This is a genomic window from Maricaulis maris MCS10 (genome assembly GCF_000014745.1).
Classification (GTDB): Bacteria; Pseudomonadota; Alphaproteobacteria; order Caulobacterales; family Maricaulaceae; genus Maricaulis; species Maricaulis maris_A.
Genome location: NC_008347.1, coordinates 2,017,341 through 2,034,179 on the forward strand (window position 1 = coordinate 2,017,341; position 16,839 = coordinate 2,034,179).

The 16,839-nt window shown below is 63.0% G+C and carries 12 protein-coding genes; 3 read left to right on the forward strand and 9 right to left on the reverse strand.

The features are described from left to right. Window position 1 precedes the first annotated feature (1 nt). The 3 genes from MMAR10_RS09625 (at window position 2) to phhA (ending at window position 4,503) form a co-directional block, all read left to right on the forward strand. Window positions 2-2,131, forward strand: coding sequence for an AsmA family protein (locus MMAR10_RS09625; protein ID WP_011643788.1), 2,130 nt, complete (start codon window positions 2-4; stop codon window positions 2,129-2,131). A gap of 120 nt (window positions 2,132-2,251) precedes the next feature. Further along, complete coding sequence (locus MMAR10_RS16215) at window positions 2,252-3,457, forward strand: beta/gamma crystallin-related protein (RefSeq protein WP_049755707.1); 1,206 nt, start codon at window positions 2,252-2,254, stop codon at window positions 3,455-3,457. A gap of 164 nt (window positions 3,458-3,621) precedes the next feature. Then, window positions 3,622-4,503, forward strand: coding sequence for a phenylalanine 4-monooxygenase (gene phhA / locus MMAR10_RS09640; RefSeq protein WP_011643790.1), 882 nt, complete (start codon window positions 3,622-3,624; stop codon window positions 4,501-4,503). A gap of 19 nt (window positions 4,504-4,522) precedes the next feature. Here phhA and MMAR10_RS09645 read toward each other — a convergent pair whose 3' ends face one another. The 9 genes from MMAR10_RS09645 to MMAR10_RS09685 form a co-directional block, all read right to left on the reverse strand. Next, window positions 4,523-4,966, reverse strand: a complete 444-nt coding sequence (locus MMAR10_RS09645; protein WP_011643791.1) for a response regulator — start codon at window positions 4,964-4,966, stop codon at window positions 4,523-4,525. Window positions 4,967-5,067: 101 nt separating this feature from the next. After that, window positions 5,068-6,411 (reverse strand): N-succinylarginine dihydrolase, encoded by a 1,344-nt coding sequence (gene astB / locus MMAR10_RS09650; protein WP_041637504.1) that lies wholly within the window; start codon window positions 6,409-6,411, stop codon window positions 5,068-5,070. Further along, a complete protein-coding gene (astD, locus tag MMAR10_RS09655; RefSeq protein ID WP_011643793.1) occupies window positions 6,411-7,859 on the reverse strand; it encodes a succinylglutamate-semialdehyde dehydrogenase in 1,449 nt (482 codons plus the stop codon). The genes astB and astD overlap by 1 nt, the downstream gene beginning before the upstream one ends. Before the next feature lie 4 nt (window positions 7,860-7,863). Continuing rightward, the gene (locus tag MMAR10_RS09660; RefSeq protein WP_011643794.1) at window positions 7,864-8,880 is read right to left on the reverse strand and encodes an arginine N-succinyltransferase; all 1,017 of its coding nucleotides are present in this window, start codon (window positions 8,878-8,880) and stop codon (window positions 7,864-7,866) included. Window positions 8,881-8,893: 13 nt separating this feature from the next. Beyond that, window positions 8,894-10,165 (reverse strand): hydrolase, encoded by a 1,272-nt coding sequence (locus tag MMAR10_RS09665; protein ID WP_011643795.1) that lies wholly within the window; start codon window positions 10,163-10,165, stop codon window positions 8,894-8,896. Between the two features lie 78 nt (window positions 10,166-10,243). Continuing rightward, a complete protein-coding gene (locus tag MMAR10_RS09670) occupies window positions 10,244-11,530 on the reverse strand; it encodes a cystathionine gamma-synthase family protein (RefSeq protein ID WP_011643796.1) in 1,287 nt (428 codons plus the stop codon). A gap of 228 nt (window positions 11,531-11,758) precedes the next feature. Then, window positions 11,759-12,841 carry an OmpA family protein gene (locus MMAR10_RS09675; RefSeq protein WP_233353817.1) on the reverse strand — a complete coding sequence of 361 codons (1,083 nt, stop codon included), beginning with the start codon at window positions 12,839-12,841 and terminating at the stop codon, window positions 11,759-11,761. Between the two features lie 333 nt (window positions 12,842-13,174). Further along, the gene (locus tag MMAR10_RS09680) at window positions 13,175-14,794 is read right to left on the reverse strand and encodes a L,D-transpeptidase family protein (protein ID WP_011643798.1); all 1,620 of its coding nucleotides are present in this window, start codon (window positions 14,792-14,794) and stop codon (window positions 13,175-13,177) included. A 110-nt stretch (window positions 14,795-14,904) separates the two neighbouring features. Then, window positions 14,905-16,776, reverse strand: a complete 1,872-nt coding sequence (locus MMAR10_RS09685; protein ID WP_011643799.1) for a cation:proton antiporter — start codon at window positions 16,774-16,776, stop codon at window positions 14,905-14,907. Window positions 16,777-16,839: the final 63 nt, after the last annotated feature.

Genomic DNA, 16,839 nt, shown 5'->3' on the forward strand with positions numbered 1-16,839 from the left:
CATGAAACGCCTCGGTCTCGCCCTCGGCCTGATAATTGTTCTGCTCATCGCCGCCGCCTTCATCCTGCCCTCGGTCATCCCGACCTCGACCTATCGCGATCCGGTCGAGACCGCCGCCCGCGACGCGCTCAATCGCGATGTCACGCTCGGCGGTGACATCTCCTTGCAAATCCTGCCGCAATTGCAGATCCGCGCCAGCGAGGTGTCGATTGCCAATGTCGACGGATTTGGCGACGAGGCATTCGCTGAAATGCGCGAAATGCGGGTCGGTCTACGCCTGATCCCGCTCTTGAGCCGCCGGGTGGAGATCACCGAATTCGTGCTGGTCGAGCCGACCATCCGCCTGGCGCAGAACCGGCGCGGCAATAACTGGACATTCACGGCGCCGGACGCGGACATGGCGGCACCGGCCCCGGCGGCGGATGGCGGTTTCGTGCGCGGCGATGGCGCCCTGCCGATCGAGGCCAGCTTCGGGGATGTCCGGATCGAGAATGGCGCGCTGCATTTCACCGATGGCAGCGAGACCCGTTCGATCACCGGTCTCGACCTCAATATCGCCCTGCCCTCGCTCGACACGGAAACCCGCCTCACCGGCGCGCTCAATGCCGATGGCGAGAGCCTGAGTTTCACGGCCAGTATCGGCTCGATCCGCGACTTCTTCGAAGGGCGCGAGACCCCTGTCTCACTGGGCCTGGGCGGCAATCTGGCGGCGTTGAGCTTTGATGGGCGCATTCTGGCCGGCGAGGCCATCGCCTATGACGGCGAGATTGACGCCAACATCCCCTCGCTGCGGGCGCTAGCCGCCTTTGCCGGCTCGCCCCTTCCCGCCGGCGACAATCTGGAAGCCTTCCGTGCGGTCGGCAATCTGAGCGGCACGCCCGGCGAATTGGCGCTACAGGCCCGCACGCTGAGACTAGACGCCATCAGCGGCCAGGCCGACCTGACCGTCAATCTAACCGGCGACCGGCCGCGCCTGACCGGCGGGCTGGAGCTGGCAGAACTCGATGTGAACCCGTATCTGCCGGCCGTCGCGGAAACCCCGCAGCCAACCGGTTCGGGCGGGATTCCGCCGTGGAGCGAGGCACCGATCGATCTGGCAGGCCTTGGCATTGTCGATGCCGATTTGCGGCTGACCGTCGATCGCCTGCAATTCCAGGCGATCGAGATCACGGATGCGCGATTGCGGGCGCGGTTGAACAATAGCCGCCTGGAAGTAAACCTCGAGAATGTCGGACTGTATGAAGGTCAGGGCAACGCCACCATCGTCGCCAATAACCGCAGTGCCCGGCCAAGTTTTTCGCTCGTTGCGGCAATGAACGGGCTCGATGCCGGTCCCTTCCTTGAAGCCGCAGCCGGTTTCGACAAATTGCTCGGAACGGGCGACCTGTCGCTGGAACTCGCCGCCTCCGGCAATTCTCAGGCGGCTATCATGAATTCGCTCGACGGATCCGGTGATTTCAGCTTCGCGGACGGCGCCATCGTCGGCATCAATGTCGCCGAGACCATCCGCAATGTCAGCAGCCTGGTGTCCGGCGGCTCCAACAGCGCAACGGACAGTGAAGACGAAACCGCGGCCAGCACCGGCGAGCAGCAGACCACCGACTTCTCGTCGCTGACCGGCAGCTTCTCGATCGTCGACGGGCAGATTGCCCAGCGCGACCTGCTGATGCTGTCGCCACTCTTGCGCATCGAGGGGGCCGGAACGGTGAACCTGCCGGCCCAGTCACTGGACTATCGCCTGCGCCCGCGCGCCGTCGCCTCGATCGAAGGCCAGGGCGGCAATCGCGACCTTCAGGGCATCACCGTCCCGATCCGCCTGCGCGGCGGCTTCAACGACGTCTCGGTCGGTGTCGATACCGAAGCTGTCGGTCAGGCCCTGCTTCAAGGCGCGCTCAACAATGCGCTGGGCAGCGACGGCGCGACCTCGCCGCGCGATGCCCTGCGCGATGGCCTGCTCAACGCGATCGGGCTCAGCGACGACCGTAATGATGAACCGGCGGATGGCGAGACCACCGAGTCCCGCCCGGATCCGGCCGAGCAACTCTTGCGCGGCTTGCTCAACCAGCGCCGCAATCGGGACGGGAACCAAGACGGGGACCAGGACGATCCGCCCAACGACGACCCGCAATGACCGTCAGGGTGATCATGACGATGAACACAGGATGACGCGGCCGTGCGGGCTGGGTTCACCGCTCATGTGAGACGGTCCGGTCAGATACTGCCAAGACACTCGAGGGAGACGGAGATGAACATGAAACGCTTGGGACAGGCCGCCATCGGCCTACTGCTCACCGGGCTGGCCGGACAGGCCGCCGCACAGACGATCATCCTCTATGAGGACACCGGTTTTCGCGGGCGGGAAGTTCGGGTGACCGGCGATGTCCGCAATCTCGACTCGGTCCGCTTCAACGACCGCGCCTCCTCCTTCCGGATCGTCTCCGGCGAGTGGGAGCTTTGCCAGCACGATGACTATAACGGCACCTGCGAACTGCACGGTTCCGACCAGGCCAGCATGGGCCGGATGAATGACCAGCTGACCTCCCTGCGTCCGGTCCAAGCCGGGCGCCCCGGACGTCCGGGCGGGTCGGGTCCGTCTCTCACCTTCTACTCTGGCCCCAATTACACGGGACGCTCGGTGACGATCAGCACCAGCGTCAGCAATTTCCAGCAGATCGGCTTCAATGATCAGGCCCGTTCGGTCCGTCATTCAGGTCGCGGCACCTGGATTGCCTGCCAGGACGCCAATTTCGAAGGCTCCTGCATGGAGATTTCCGGCGATCTCTCCAATATCGGTGGCGGCATGGGCGGTCAGATCAGCTCGGCCGAACCCGATTATGCCGGACGGCCAAGCCGGCCCGGTCGCGGCGGCGGCAATGTTCCGCGTTCCGGCGTCTTCCTGTTTGACGGCGCTGCCTTCAACGGTCAGCGGCTCGCCGTCGACCGCGACATCTCCAATCTCACCCGGATGGGCTTCAATGACCGGGCCGACAGCCTGATCGTGGCGCGCGGCGAGACCTGGATCGTGTGCGATGATGAAGGCTTCACCGACAGCTGTCAGCGGGTCGAGGGCGAAGTCTCCGATCTGTCTCGCCTGGGCCTGCGCAACCGCATCACCTCCTTGCGCCGGGTTGACGACAGCTGGGGCGGCCCCGGCGGCGGCTATCCCGGTCCGGGTGGACCGCGCGCCGATATTCGCGGTGGCACCCGCGGTGTGGACTCGCTGTTCTTCGCCCGCCCGGAGATCAACGGCTACGCGGTGGACCATTGCCTGGGCAGTTACGGCAATCGCTGCGATCAATATGCTGCCGACCAGATGTGTCAGGCTGTCGGCATGCGCCGTGCCGCGCACTATTCCGTCGACCGGTACAACCGGACCCGGACCTGGTTCATGGGCCAGAACCAGGCTTGCAATTCCGGCCAATGCGCCGCGCTGGTCGACGTGCTCTGCACCGAGTAGGCCTGGATTGACGAGCATGAATGCGCCGCCCCCGGCAAAGGGGCGGCGTTTTTCATGCGCAAATCTCATAATACTGGCACGACAGTGTTGGGTTGGACCCGGATCTGGCGTATATTAGTTGCATATGAAACTAATATACGCACCCGCGCCAACGGAGCAGCGACATGCCTGTGAATGATCCCGTCATTGCCGAACAGGAACCGGCAGCCGACTTTACCATCGACCAGAAATGGGATCGCTACACCGCCGGCGAACACGCAATCTGGACGACGCTTTACGAGCGCCAGATGGGCGTCCTGAAAGGCCGCGCCGCGCCGGAACACTTTGCCGGGCTCGACATGCTGAACCTCAATGAGGGTGGCATTCCCGATTTCCGCCGCGTCAATGAAAAGCTGGAAAAGCTGACCGGCTGGACTGTCGTCACGGTGCCGGGCCTGATCCCGGAAAAGGATTTCTACGAGCACCTGGCCAATCGGCGCTTCGTGTCGGGTCGTTTCATCCGCGACGGAGAGACGCTGGACTACCTGCCAGAGCCGGACATCTTCCACGACGTGTTCGGACATGTCCCCCTGCTGACCCAACCGGTCTTTGCCGACTATATGCAGGCCTATGGCAAGGGCGGGCTTCGCTCACTGGAATTCGACGCGATCAAGCACATGGCGCGGCTATATTGGTACACGGTTGAATTCGGGCTGATCAATACGCCGGAAGGCCGACGCATCTACGGCGCGGGCATTGTCTCATCGCGGACGGAATCGATATTCAGTCTCGAAGGGAAATCCCCGAACCGCCTGCACTTCGATCTCGAACGCATCATGCAGACGGACTACCGCTATGATGACTTCCAGCAAAGCTACTTCGTGATCGACAGCTATGAAGAGTTGATGGAAGCGACCTACGCCGACTTTGCACCCATCTATGAAAGCCTGCCGGGACGCCCCGAATACAAGCCGAGCGATCTGCTCGATACGGACAGGGTCTATTCGCGCGGCACCCAGGATTATGCGCGCAAGGGTGGCTTGTTGGGAGATGCCGAGCCGGTTTGACCGCCCGGCCCGAAACCGTTCAGCCCGGCGCGCCGATCAACTCGGGCGTCACGCGCCCATCGCTCGTCTCAGCCAGTCTGACAGTTCCGGTCTTGGCCACGGCCTCGGCGAGTTTGACACGGGACACGGGCTTGACGATGTAAAACGTCGATCCGGCCTGTCGGCATTTTTCTTCCATTTCCGGATTTTTCGCGCCGGAATAAACACCGATCGAACCGCCACCCAAGGAGCCAGCCGCCTCGCGAATGAAAGCGAGTGCGTCGCCGCCTGCCAGGCTGAGGTCGCACAGAACCAGAACCGGCACCTCGTTGAGGGATCGCAGATGAGTCAAAGCATCATCCGGGCGCGTGAAGCCTTCGAATGCGAAGTCGACTCCAGCATCCTCGAGATCCGCCTTGAACAGGAAATGCTCATCGGGATCATCGTCTACCAATATGACCGAAACGGGTTGTGCGTCAGGCAATTCCGCCCTCCCCCGACGAATTGAAGGCGGCAAACTATCACGAAATTTCGGTTTGGATAGGGCGTTGAAGAATAGGATTATTCTACGTTGCCAATCACCAGTCAGGCACGCTGGAATGGGTAAAAGTCATCACCCAGATTCAAAATCCCAGTGAGCGCATCCAAGGCTGCGCGCGATTCGGTCAACAAGGCGGGGTCTCCCAGCTCATCCGGGGCCAGTCGGTCACGATAATGTGTACTCGCCCAGACCTTCAACTGATCGTACAGGGCGCCATTCATCAGCGCCGACGGCGTGACGGCAGCCAGCTCTTCCGGGGTCAGGACGACCCGCAAACGCAGGCAGGCCGGCCCGCCACCATTACGCATCGACTGGCGCACATCGACGAATTCCACACGGCCAATCGAGCCATTGCCGGCAACCATGGCGGAACAATAGGCCCGGGTCGTCTCGGTTTCTTCGGTTTCCTTGGGCGCGATCAGGACCAGGCGATCCTCGTCCGGCCATTCCAGTAGCTGCGAGTTGAACAGATAGCTGGTGATGGCGTCGCCGATCGGCACCTCGGCTTCCGGCACTTCCACAAAGACCGGTTCAAACAAGCCATCGGCGGCGCGCCGGATGGAGTCCAGGGCCCCGGCTTTGTCGTCAAAGGCCAATTCATGGAAGAATAGTGTCTTCGCCGTGCCCACGCACACTACATCATTATGGAAGGCCCCGGCGTCGATCGCTGCCTGGGACTGGCGCAGGAAGACGCACCGCTTGAGGTCCAGACCGTGTGAGCGCGCCACGGCCTCACAGGCTTCGCGGGTCTGCCGGGCCGGATAGGCACCGGCCCAGTTCTCACCGGCCGCCCGGCCATAAACGAAAATCTCGACACCCGGACCGCCTTGCTCGGCGCACAGCCGGACATGATTGGCCGCCCCCTCATCGGCAAAATCCGCCTGCATCGGCAGGGGATCATGAACCGCAAAGCGTTCCGTGTCGGCAAACGCCCAGGACAGGCTGCGCTGCGTCTGCCGCCCTTCGATGGAGCGATGCAAGGTGGTGAGAAGATTGGCTGGCGTGAAATGGAGTTTTCCATCGCCCGTGTCGGCTGAAGGCGAGACCGTTGCGGCGTTGGCCGCCCACATGGGTGACGCCGAACTCGCCTTGCGAACCAATCCCGGTGCCTGTTTCCAGGCCGTTTCTATGACTTGCGAATCCGACCCCGAAAAACCGGCCCGCCGCAATAATGGCAGGAAGGGACGCTCGTGCGGCGGCAGCAAGCCTTGCACCAGACCGGCGTCCGCGAGGCGCTTCATCTTGGTCAGCCCCTCCAGAACGCCTTCGCGTGGTGACGAGACCAGCCCCTCATTGCGGGCACTGGCCAGATTGCCGTCGGACAGACCACCATAATTATGGGTTGGACCAATCAGACCGTCGAAATTTGCCTCGCGCGCCCGCATGATCAGTCCACGCCTCGCACGGCCATGCGCTCGGGAGAGCGCGCAGCCTGGGTTGCCACCGGATATGCGCAGTAGTCGGCCGCGTAATAGGCACTCGGACGCAGATTGCCCGACTGCCCCGGTCCGCCGAATGGCATGTTGGAGGCCGCACCACAGGTCGGGCGGTTCCAGTTGACGATCCCGGCACGGCTTTCGATCCAGAAGCGATCCCACAAGGCCTCGTCGTCAGACACCAGGCCCGATGACAGGCCATAGGCGGTATCATTGGCGGCGGCGATGGCCTCGTCGAAACTGGCGACACGCACCACCTGGATGAGCGGACCGAAGACTTCCTCGTCGGGCACCTCGACGCCGGTGACATCAAGCAGTCCGGGACGCAGGAAGGCATCACCGAGCCCGGAGACCCGCGCGGCTTCCAGAAGCGGCCGCGCGCCCCGTCGCACCAGGTCGGTTTGGGCGTCTAGCACGCCCTGGGCCGCCGTCGCAGAGACAAGCGGACCGATGAAGGGCTCTTCGGCGGCATCCCAGCGATCAATCGTCAGCTGCCCGGCGATCCGGATGATCTCGGCAATCACGGCCTCTCCGAATTCACCCTCGGGCAGGATCAGGCGCCGGGCGCAGGAACAGCGCTGGCCGGCGGTGATATAGGCAGAATTCACAGCAATGCGGGCCGCGGCTTCCGCGTCCTGCGCGCCCCAGACAACAAGCGGATTATTGCCGCCCATTTCAAGCGCCAGCTGGATACCCGTGCGGCCGGCGAACTTCTCATGGATGAACTTGCCCGTCCCCCAGGAGCCAGTGAACAGGACACCGTCCAGCTGCGCATTGTCCAGCGCCGCAGCACCGGTTTCGCGGGCGCCCTGCACGAGATTCATGACACCGGCCGGCAGGCCCGCCGCCTCCCAGGCCTTCATCATCGCCTCACCGACGCCCGGCGTGATTTCAGACGGTTTGAAGACGATCACATTGCCGGCGATCAGGGCCGGAACAATGTGGCCATTGGGAAGGTGCCCGGGAAAATTATACGGCCCCAGCACGAACATGACGCCCAGCGGTTTGTGGGCCAGGCGGGCATATCCAAAAGCGGTTTCGCTCTCATGGCCGGATGTGCGCTCGGCATAGGCCTTCACCGAAATATCGATCTTGCCGATCATTGCCCCGACCTCGCCCAGACCTTCCCAGCGCGGCTTTCCGGTCTCGCGGGAGATCAGCTCGGCCAGATCCGCCTTGCGCGCTTCCAGTTCGGACTTGAAACGCTCGACGATCGCGATCCGCTCACCGAGCGGACGTCGACCCCAACCGGAAAAGGCTGCCCGCGCAGCCGCGAAGGCCGCGTCGACATCACCAGGACCGGCAGCCTTTCCAGACCAAACAATGCTGTCGTCAGCCGGATTGTGGGACTTGATTTCGGCGCCGCTACCGTCGCGCCACTCACCATTGATGAAATTCATCTTCCTATCCTTTGTGTCGCCAGAAGCGGGCGCGATCGCCTTCACGCAGATCGAGCGCCTGCATCGTGTCATAGGAGACGCCGACAATATCGCCGTCATCGACCACCTGGGCCTGGCAGGTCCGGAAGTCGTCGAACCGGTCGGTCGAGAGAATCCCGGTCGCGCCACCGGACGTGGTCGCCGACTTGACGGTTACTTCCCGGCTCTCGCGCAGCGTGCGGATGTTCTCGGTCCAGTTCGAGACCAGCGGACCACCATCAAAGACGTCGACATAGCGGTCATAATGGAAGCCCTCCCACTTCAGGAGATTGTAGGCACCCTCACCGTCCTTGTGGACTTTGCCGATCACGGCGCGGGCCGCTTCCGGCAACAGGTCGACATAGATCAGGTGCTGCGGTCCCAGATCGAGGATGAACTGATTGTCGGTCGCCGCCGACAGCCGGTCGGCATCATCGAAATCCATCCGGAAGAAGGGCCGCGAAACGTGATCGAAAAAGGGCGAGGAGCCGTCTTCGTGGACCACACCGCGCAACTCAGCGAGGACCTTCTCGCCGAACCGCTGCGGGCCGGCGGCGATCAGCAGGTATCGGGACTGGGCGACTAGCCGCCCTGCCCCACTGCCGCGCCCGGCTTCGGAGACGAACAGCGTTCCAACCTCGGAAGCCCCGGCGAAGTCATTGACCAGCAGCATCGCGTCCATGTCAAAACGCCGATCCGCCTCGATAGAATGCTGGGCCAGGGTCATGATCTTGAAATCCCAATAGGGCTTCGACACGCCGACCATCGCCTTGACCGCCGAACAGCCGACGATCCGGCCACTCTCAGTGTCCTCCAGCATCAGCTGGTAAGTGTCCTCGGTCTGCTCCTCGCCGGGACTGGAAAACGCCGCTTCCGACTTTGCCAGTCGCTCCTCGAGAACCTCGGGAGGCACTGCGAGCGACGTAAAGCCGGTGCCCGCTTCCTCTGCCAGACGAACCAGCGCATCGAGGTCCGTCTTCCTGGCGGCACGTACAATCAGCATGATCTCTCCCCGATCAATCTTGAGTGCCGGCCTTTGCCAGCGCGCGCGCTTCCCGCGCGTCAAATTGGCCTTGCGCGAACTTCATCAGCAAAATGGCTGAGAGTTTGGCGCGCTCGGCGAAACTGGACAGTTTGACGATCTCACGATCCGAGTGGATGTCGGCGCCGCGGACACCAAGGGTGTCGACATTCGGACAGCCGGCGGCCCACAGATTATTGCCCTCACAGACGCCGCCCGTATCCTGCCAGCGAATGTCCAGACCCAGTGCGGTCCCAGCTGCGCGCGTCCATTCGAACATCTTGGCATTGGCCGGCGACATGGGTTTGGGCGGGCGCGTGAAACCACCATGCAATTCGGCGTCGATCCCGTCACGCACACAGATTTCATCGACCAGTCGCTCGAGTTCTGCTTCGACCCAGACACGGTCATTCTCGGTCTTGACCCGCACATTGAACCGCACAACAGCGTTGTCGGGAACGACATTCGGCGGTCCGCCGCCATCGATACGGGCCAGATTGAAAGTCACGTCCGGGCGCTTGCCATTGAGATCGTCCAGCCCGAGGCCGAACTGGCAGGCGGCCGCCAGCGCATTGCGACCGAGATGATGTTCGCGGCCAGCATGGGCGGCCCGGCCCGACACTTTCAGGGACCAGTTGCCCGAGCCCTTGCGCGCTCCGGCCAGCGAACCATCGGCCAGCGCCGGCTCATAGGTCATGCCGATATCGGCACCGGCGCCCAGCTCGGCGAGGACCGGGCCGGAGCCCAGCGAGCCGATTTCCTCATCCGGGCTGATCAGCACATCAATGCCGATCTCGTCTTTCCAGGGCGAACGCTCGAGGCCGAGAATACCGTGCAGCATCACCAGGATGCCGCCCTTCATGTCGGCAACTCCGGGGCCGTTGAGCGTGTCGTCATCCCAAAGTTCGGTGGCCTGGAAATGACTATCCGCCGGAAAAACCGTGTCGTGATGTCCGGTCATGACAATGCGGATCGGCGCTTGCGGCCGGATCCGGCAATGGAAGGCTGGCGTGAAAGCCTGCTCGCGCACCGTGCCGTCCGGGTCGACGACGGTCGTTGGCGGCAGCTCGATCGCGCTGATTTCGCCACCGGTCGCCGCAAAGGCCGTTTCCAGCTCAGCCCGCATGGCTTCGAGGCCATCGGCGTTGCGGCTGCCCGAGTTTATGGCAGACCAGGCCTTTGCGGTCTTGATCATGCCGTCAGCCCGCGTATCGATCCAATCGAGTACGGCGCGCTCTTCCGGATTGAGGTCCAGCTTGATTTGCATGAGCCAGTGATAGCCGTTTAAACGGGGCCGTCCACCCCAGCCGACAGGTTGTGCCGGCCGGGATGCATGGTGGCGTTATCAGGCGTGTTGGAGGGCCTGTTCGAGGTCGGCGATCAGGTCGTCGGGATTTTCGATGCCGACCGAAATGCGGACCAGCCCGTCCGAGAAGCCCTGGCGCTTGCGCAGCTCGGGATCGACACCGCGATGGGTGGTTGAACCCGGGTGGCAGATCAGGGTTTCAGTGCCGCCAAGGCTGACAGCGAGCTTCATCACCTGCAGCGCATTGAGCATGCGGAAGGCGGCTTTTTCATCGGCCAGGTCAAAGGCGAAGGTCGAGCCGGCGCTGGTCGACTGGGCATGGAAGACATCGCCATCGCGCGTGCCCTTCTCCATGAAGCCCAGATAACGGACACGTCCGACCTTGGGATGATCGCGCAGATACTCCGCCACCTTGCGGGCGCCGAGCGCGGCTGCTTCCATCCGGATCTTCACGGTTTCCAGCGAGCGCAGCAGCATCCAGCAGGTGTGCGCATCCAGATTGGTCCCCAGATACCCCCGCAGCCCACGAACAAGGGCCATGGCTTCGCTGGATCCGGAGGCCGAACCGGCAATCAGGTCTGAATGACCGCCAATATACTTGGTCAGCGAGTAGATGACGACATCAGCACCAAGCGCCAGCGGTGCCTGCCCGACCGGGCCAAGGAAGGTATTGTCGACCACAATCCAGGGCCGCTTGCCCTGCTTGTCGCGGATGATGTCGGCGATACGGCGGCAAGCTGCCAGGTCAACAAGATCATTGGTCGGATTGGTTGGCGTTTCCGTATAGATGACGGACACCTCGCCCTTGGCCATCGCAGCCTCGGCCGCCGCCTGCAATTCGTCTTCACGTGCACCGGCAAAGAAGTCGACCGACTGGATGCCGTAATTGGGCAGGAATTTGCGGATCAGGCTTTCGGTTCCGCCATAGAGCGGCGTCGATTGCAGGATCACGGAACCGGAATGCGCCAGACCCATCAGGGTTGTGGAGATTGCGGCCATGCCGGAGGAGAAAACAGCGGCCTCATCGGCACCGTCATAGAGGGCCAGACGGTCCTCCAACACTTCCATGTTCGGGTTGTTGAACCGCGAATACATAAGGCCGGCGGATTCCGGGTCACCTTCTTCGGCCTGGCCCAGCGTGACGCGGAAGAAGGCGGCGCCGTCCTCCGCCGTGGCAAAAGCAAAGGTCGATGTCAGGAAAATCGGCGGCTTGATCGACATTTCCGAGAGCTTGGGATCGTAGCCATAGCTCATCATCTGGGTTTCGGGACTCAGGGTGTGCCCGCCAACTTCACGCTTGCGATAGGGTTTGTCCGGCTTGCTCATAATTCTTCTCCCGACGCCTCGCTGCCTTGTTGCTGCAAAGGGTTTCGGCCGGTTTGAACCGCGCTGACGGGGCGGTCAAGTCCATCCTCAGCACAGGAGGAAAACAGACCAATCATGCCCGAGAACCGCAATTTGGCTGCACGAAAATTCCAATACTGACGTCCGCGCAAAAAAAATGCGGCCCGGCGATAATCACCGGGCCGCATCTTGTTCAGCGATCGCTCGAAATTAATCGAGGACGATAACCACTTCCGTACGACGGTTCAGCGGCTCGCGGACACCATCGGCGGTCGCAACGGCGTTGCGGGTCTCACCAAAGGCTTCCATCGAGATCGTGCTGGCCGGAACGCCGAGGCGAACCAGTTCTTCACGAACAACGCGGGCACGGCGCTCGGACAGGCCCACATTGTAGGACGCTGCACCGGAACGGTCCGTGAAGCCGGCGACGGTCACGCGAGTGACGCCGCAAGAACCACGCTGGTTCGAAGCCTGCGCGATAACCGCACGAGCCTGAGCGGTGAGCGTGGAGCTGTCCCATTCGAAGTAGACCGGGAAGCTCACATCGTCACACGCCGGCGGAGGCGGCGGAGGCGGAGGCGGCGGAGGCGGCGGCGGAGGCGGCGGGGGCGGAGGAGGCGGCGGAGGAGGCGGCGGCGGCGGCGGGGCTGCGAAGGAATAACGCAGACCAACCCACAGCTCGTGGCCACCCAGGCCATCGACGCTCACGCCCGGCGCATAGTCACTGCTGCCGGTCGAGAAGTAGCGGTACTCGGTGTCCAGGGTCAGACGCTGGGTCAGATCCCAACCAATACCGGCCATGACCTGCCAAGCGAACGGATTGTCGCTGTCCTGGGCCACAACATAATCAGCCGGAGTCGGAACCGGGGGCATGGTGCCAGCGGACCAACCGGTCAGCGTGCCACTGGTTTCGGCAAGGCCGAGACCGAGGCCGACATACGGGTGGTAGGTACCATCCGGATTGAAATCGAAGATAGCGTTCGCCATCAGCGACCAGATCTGGAAATCGCTGAGGCTGTTCTCGAAGCCACCAACTGCACCGGTATCATTGTAGCGGTGTGCCAGTTCGCCTTCGAGACGGAAGCCGTCCATCCACTCATAACCGAGAGCAACGGCTTCGCGCCAATTGCCTTCGCCCTGGATGTCGCCATTCAGGGAGCCCGAGACACTTGTGTCACCAGGACCGCCGTAACCGACAGCGCCACGCACATACCAGCCTTCGTCAGCGAACGCGGGTCCCGCTGCCAGGAAGGCCCCGACGGCGACCGCCGTAAAAAGCCGTTTCTTCATCATTCCCCCTCCGGGAGCAGCGCTCCCTTGGTGTGACTGACCGTCTTCGACCGAATGTCGAACACGAGGAACCCTGCCCATTCGAGCGTTTCCTATGATTTTCACTACTACAATTAGATCGCGAGCGCTACACCGCATGGAAGGAAATCAAGCATTTGGTGTAAAATTTCTCGCTCGTTGCAGGGACGCCACACCTGCACCCGACCGGTTTTTGGTCGGAACAGATTGTGCAACACATTTCAACAACTTACATAAGTTGAACTGAAGAACGAGCAAGCGCAATTCACATCAAAACTGTAGCAAGTTTGCATCGCTCAGCCCAAATGGGTGCCGCTGTCAGTCAAAACTGGCGACGACGGGCCCCGGCATGGACCGAGATGTCACCGGTAGGGCCGGCGAGTGGGATTCGTGAGCCGCGAGATAGGCGTCGATCACACCACTGTCCCGTCGGTAGAGATCATTGAGGTACCGCACCCGCCCGTCAGGGTCGCCGACCACGGTCCAATAAGCGATATGGACCGGTATGCGGTCATCCAGCCAGACGACTGTCGGCGAGCTGCCCGCCACAACCTCGTCGATGCGCGCCCGGCTCCAGCCATCCTGGCCATCCAGCACCCATTGCGCGAGAGCGAGAGGGTCCTGGACGCGGATACATCCGGCGGAGAAGTCACGCCGGGTTCTCACGAACTGGTCGCGTTCCGTCGTATCGTGGATGTAGATATTGTTGCGATTGGGAAAGATGAATTTGACCTCCCCCATCGGATTGGTCGCCCCGGGCGGCTGGGACATGCGGTAAGGCCAGTCGCCCCCCCAGCGGCTCCAGTCTATCTCGTAGACGGAAATCGCCTCACCGCTCCGGTTATAGATGCGAAAGCCCAGTTCACGGGCGAGCGACGGGTTGCGTCGGAAAGACTGGAAGCGCGGCCGCGCCGAGCCGTTCGGCAAACCCCACCAGGGATTAAGCACAATATACTGCATGTCCTCGGAAAATTCGGGCGTAGAACTGGCCTGGCGTCCCACCATGACCTCATGCTCCCGGGCCAGCTGACCATCTTCCCAGGCTTCCAGCCGGAAGTCGGCCAGATTGACCCAGATATGGCGGCGGCCCAGATCGCGGGTACGCCAGCGACGCTGCTCGAGATTGGCCATCAATTGCCCGATCCGGCGGTCCGGTGGCAGGTTGAGTTGCCGCAGGGTCGCCTGATCCATACGGCCAGAGGGCGCGAGATTGGTGCGGCCCTGGTAGCGTCGGACCGCCGTTTCCAGGCGGATATCGTAGTGGTCGCCCTCCTGCCAGTCGCCGTCCAGCAAACCTTCTGCGGTAAGGCGGGTCCGCAACTGGTCGACGCGCCCACCCACATCGCCAGCGCTCAGGGAAGGGCCCGACTGGACGCCCGGCCAGATGGGCGTCACGGCCAGCACGCGCATCATTTCCGCGCGCAGCGTGTCATAGTCACGAACGGTCGGGGCGGCATCATCGATCGCCTGGGCAGCGTCGCCAGTCTCGAAGGCCCACCCCAATCGCCGCACGAGCATTGCCGCTTCCTCGTCCAGCAAGACCCTCGGCGCATGGGTCTCCGGATCGATCAATCCGAATTCCAGCCAACCTGCAAAGCGCAGATAGGCCAGTCCTGCCAGTCGGTTGAGCTCCGCTTCCGAGCCCTGCCCTTCAAGGATTGCAATCGCGTGGGCCTCGAGATCGGGCAGACCATGGCTGGGTGCATCGAACAGGCGAACAGCGATGGCTTCGCGATGCGACGCGGTCCAGCCGGTGATCCGGCCAGACCAGCGCTCGAGGTCGGCAACCGGACGGACAGGCAGCGCGGCCGGCGGCGCAGCCGAAATGACCGTCTCCGCTTCGCGGGCCGTGTCGGCATCGGGATCCGGACCCTGCGCCCCTGTCGCTGCGGAACACGCCAGCAGTACAGCCAAGCCTGCCGCCAGATAAGTGGTCATGCTCCGAAGAATCACGAGGGTGCCCCTGTACAACCCGCCAACACGTTAACCATTTTGCCCGCGGCATGTAACCCGTGCCCTTGGGCCCGTCGAGAGGAATTCGGTCAAAGTCAGTCGGGGTCTGCGGCCGGACGTCTTTCATCGGGATCGCCGACATCGTCGGCCATCAGCTCTTCCAGCGAGAAGGCCCGCGAGCGCGCCTTTTCCATATAGGCCTCATTGTCGAAAATATCGGTTTCCGCGTCCCAGACCTCGAATAATTGTTGCAGGCTCTCTTCGTCATGGCGGGCGAAGGCTTCGCTCTTGCGCCGGGCGCGGTCGGGACTTTCACCAAGCACTTCCAGCGACTGCCGGGCGGCATCGAGAGAAGAGCCGAACATTTCGCGGATCGCGAGGTCGGCACCCGCTGCGCGCAGCTGATAGACGTGCTCCCGGCTGGCGGCCCGGGCAATCACATAGACTTGCGGGTAGCGTTGTTTGACGTGATGGACGAGCTCGACAGCCCGTTCCCGATTATCGGTACAGACCACCAGCAGCTTGGCGCGAGCGATCCCGGCGGCCTCGAGCAGGCCGGGCCGCATCGCATTGCCGTAATAGACCTGGATGCCGAACTTGCGCAGCCCGTCGATATGTTCGGCGGAATTGTCCAGGACCACCGGCTTGTAGCCATCCATGACCAGCATGCGCTGGATGATCTGCCCGAACCGGCCCATACCGGCGATGATGACGGGGGCCTCTTCCTCGATCATGTCCTCCTCGCGCTCCGGCGAGGCCGAACGGCGCACACGCGGCGAGACCCAGCGCTCGAAGACGATCATGATCAAGGGCGTCGCCATCATGGACAGGGCGACGACCAGGCCCGCGACACCGGCGATCTCCGGCGGAATGACATCAACCCCGCTGGCGAAGGCCAGCAGGACGAAGCCGAACTCGCCGCTCTGTGCCAGCGAGAAGGTGAACAGCCAGCGCGCCCGCCCCTCCATCCGGAAAACGAAGGCCAGCCCGAGGAGGATCAGCCCCTTCACCCCGATCAGGGCCAGGGTCAGCCCGATGATCATGCCCGGATGCTCTCCCAGCAGGGCGAACTCCATGCTGGCGCCGACGGTGACGAAGAAAACACCCAGCAACAGCCCCTTGAACGGGTCCAGATCGCTGACCAGCTCGTGCCGGTATTCGCTCTCCGCCAACAGGACCCCGGCCAGGAAAGTTCCCAGCGCCGGCGACAGGCCGACCGCGCTCATCAGGACCGCAATGCCGATCACCAGGAACAGCGCCGCCGACAGGAACAGCTCGTGCTGCCCGATCCGCGCAATGATGCGGAAGGCCGGACGGGTCAGATAGCGGCCGCCCAGTACAATGGCCGCAACCACACCCAGCGTGACCAGGCCCTGCCCCCAGGCGGGCAAGTGGGAGAATGGCGTGCTCTCGGCACCATGGCCGGCGACCTCGGTGGCATGGCCGGCAATATCCGGCAGGGCCAGAAACGGCATCAGGGCGAGCATCGGGATCACCGCAATGTCCTGGAACAGGAGGACGGAGAAGGCCGATTGACCACCTTCCGTCCGCAGCCATCCCTTTTCGCCCAGCGTCTGCAGGACAATGGCGGTCGATGAGAGCGCGAAGATCAGACCGAGCGCGATTGCCAGCCGCCAGTCGAGTTCGATCACCAGACAAAAGGCCGCAACCGCCGCGGTAGTCACAGCGACCTGCAGGCCGCCCAGCCCGAACAATCGGACCCGCAAATCCCACAGCACACGCGGCTGGAGCTCGAGCCCGACCAGGAAGAGCATCATCACCACGCCGAATTCGGCGAAATGCTGGACATTTTCCGGATTGGACCCGACCAGCTCCAGCAAGGGCGCGATCGCCACGCCGGCCAGCAGATAGCCCAGAACCGACCCCAGCCCCAGCCGATGGGCGACCGGGACAGCGATCAGGCCGGCGCCCAGATAGATCGCTGCCTGCAAGAGTAGAGAGTCCATGGCGCCCACCGAATCAGGGCCGGGCCGAATGCCCCGCCTTGTTCAGCATAACGCGACCAGGCG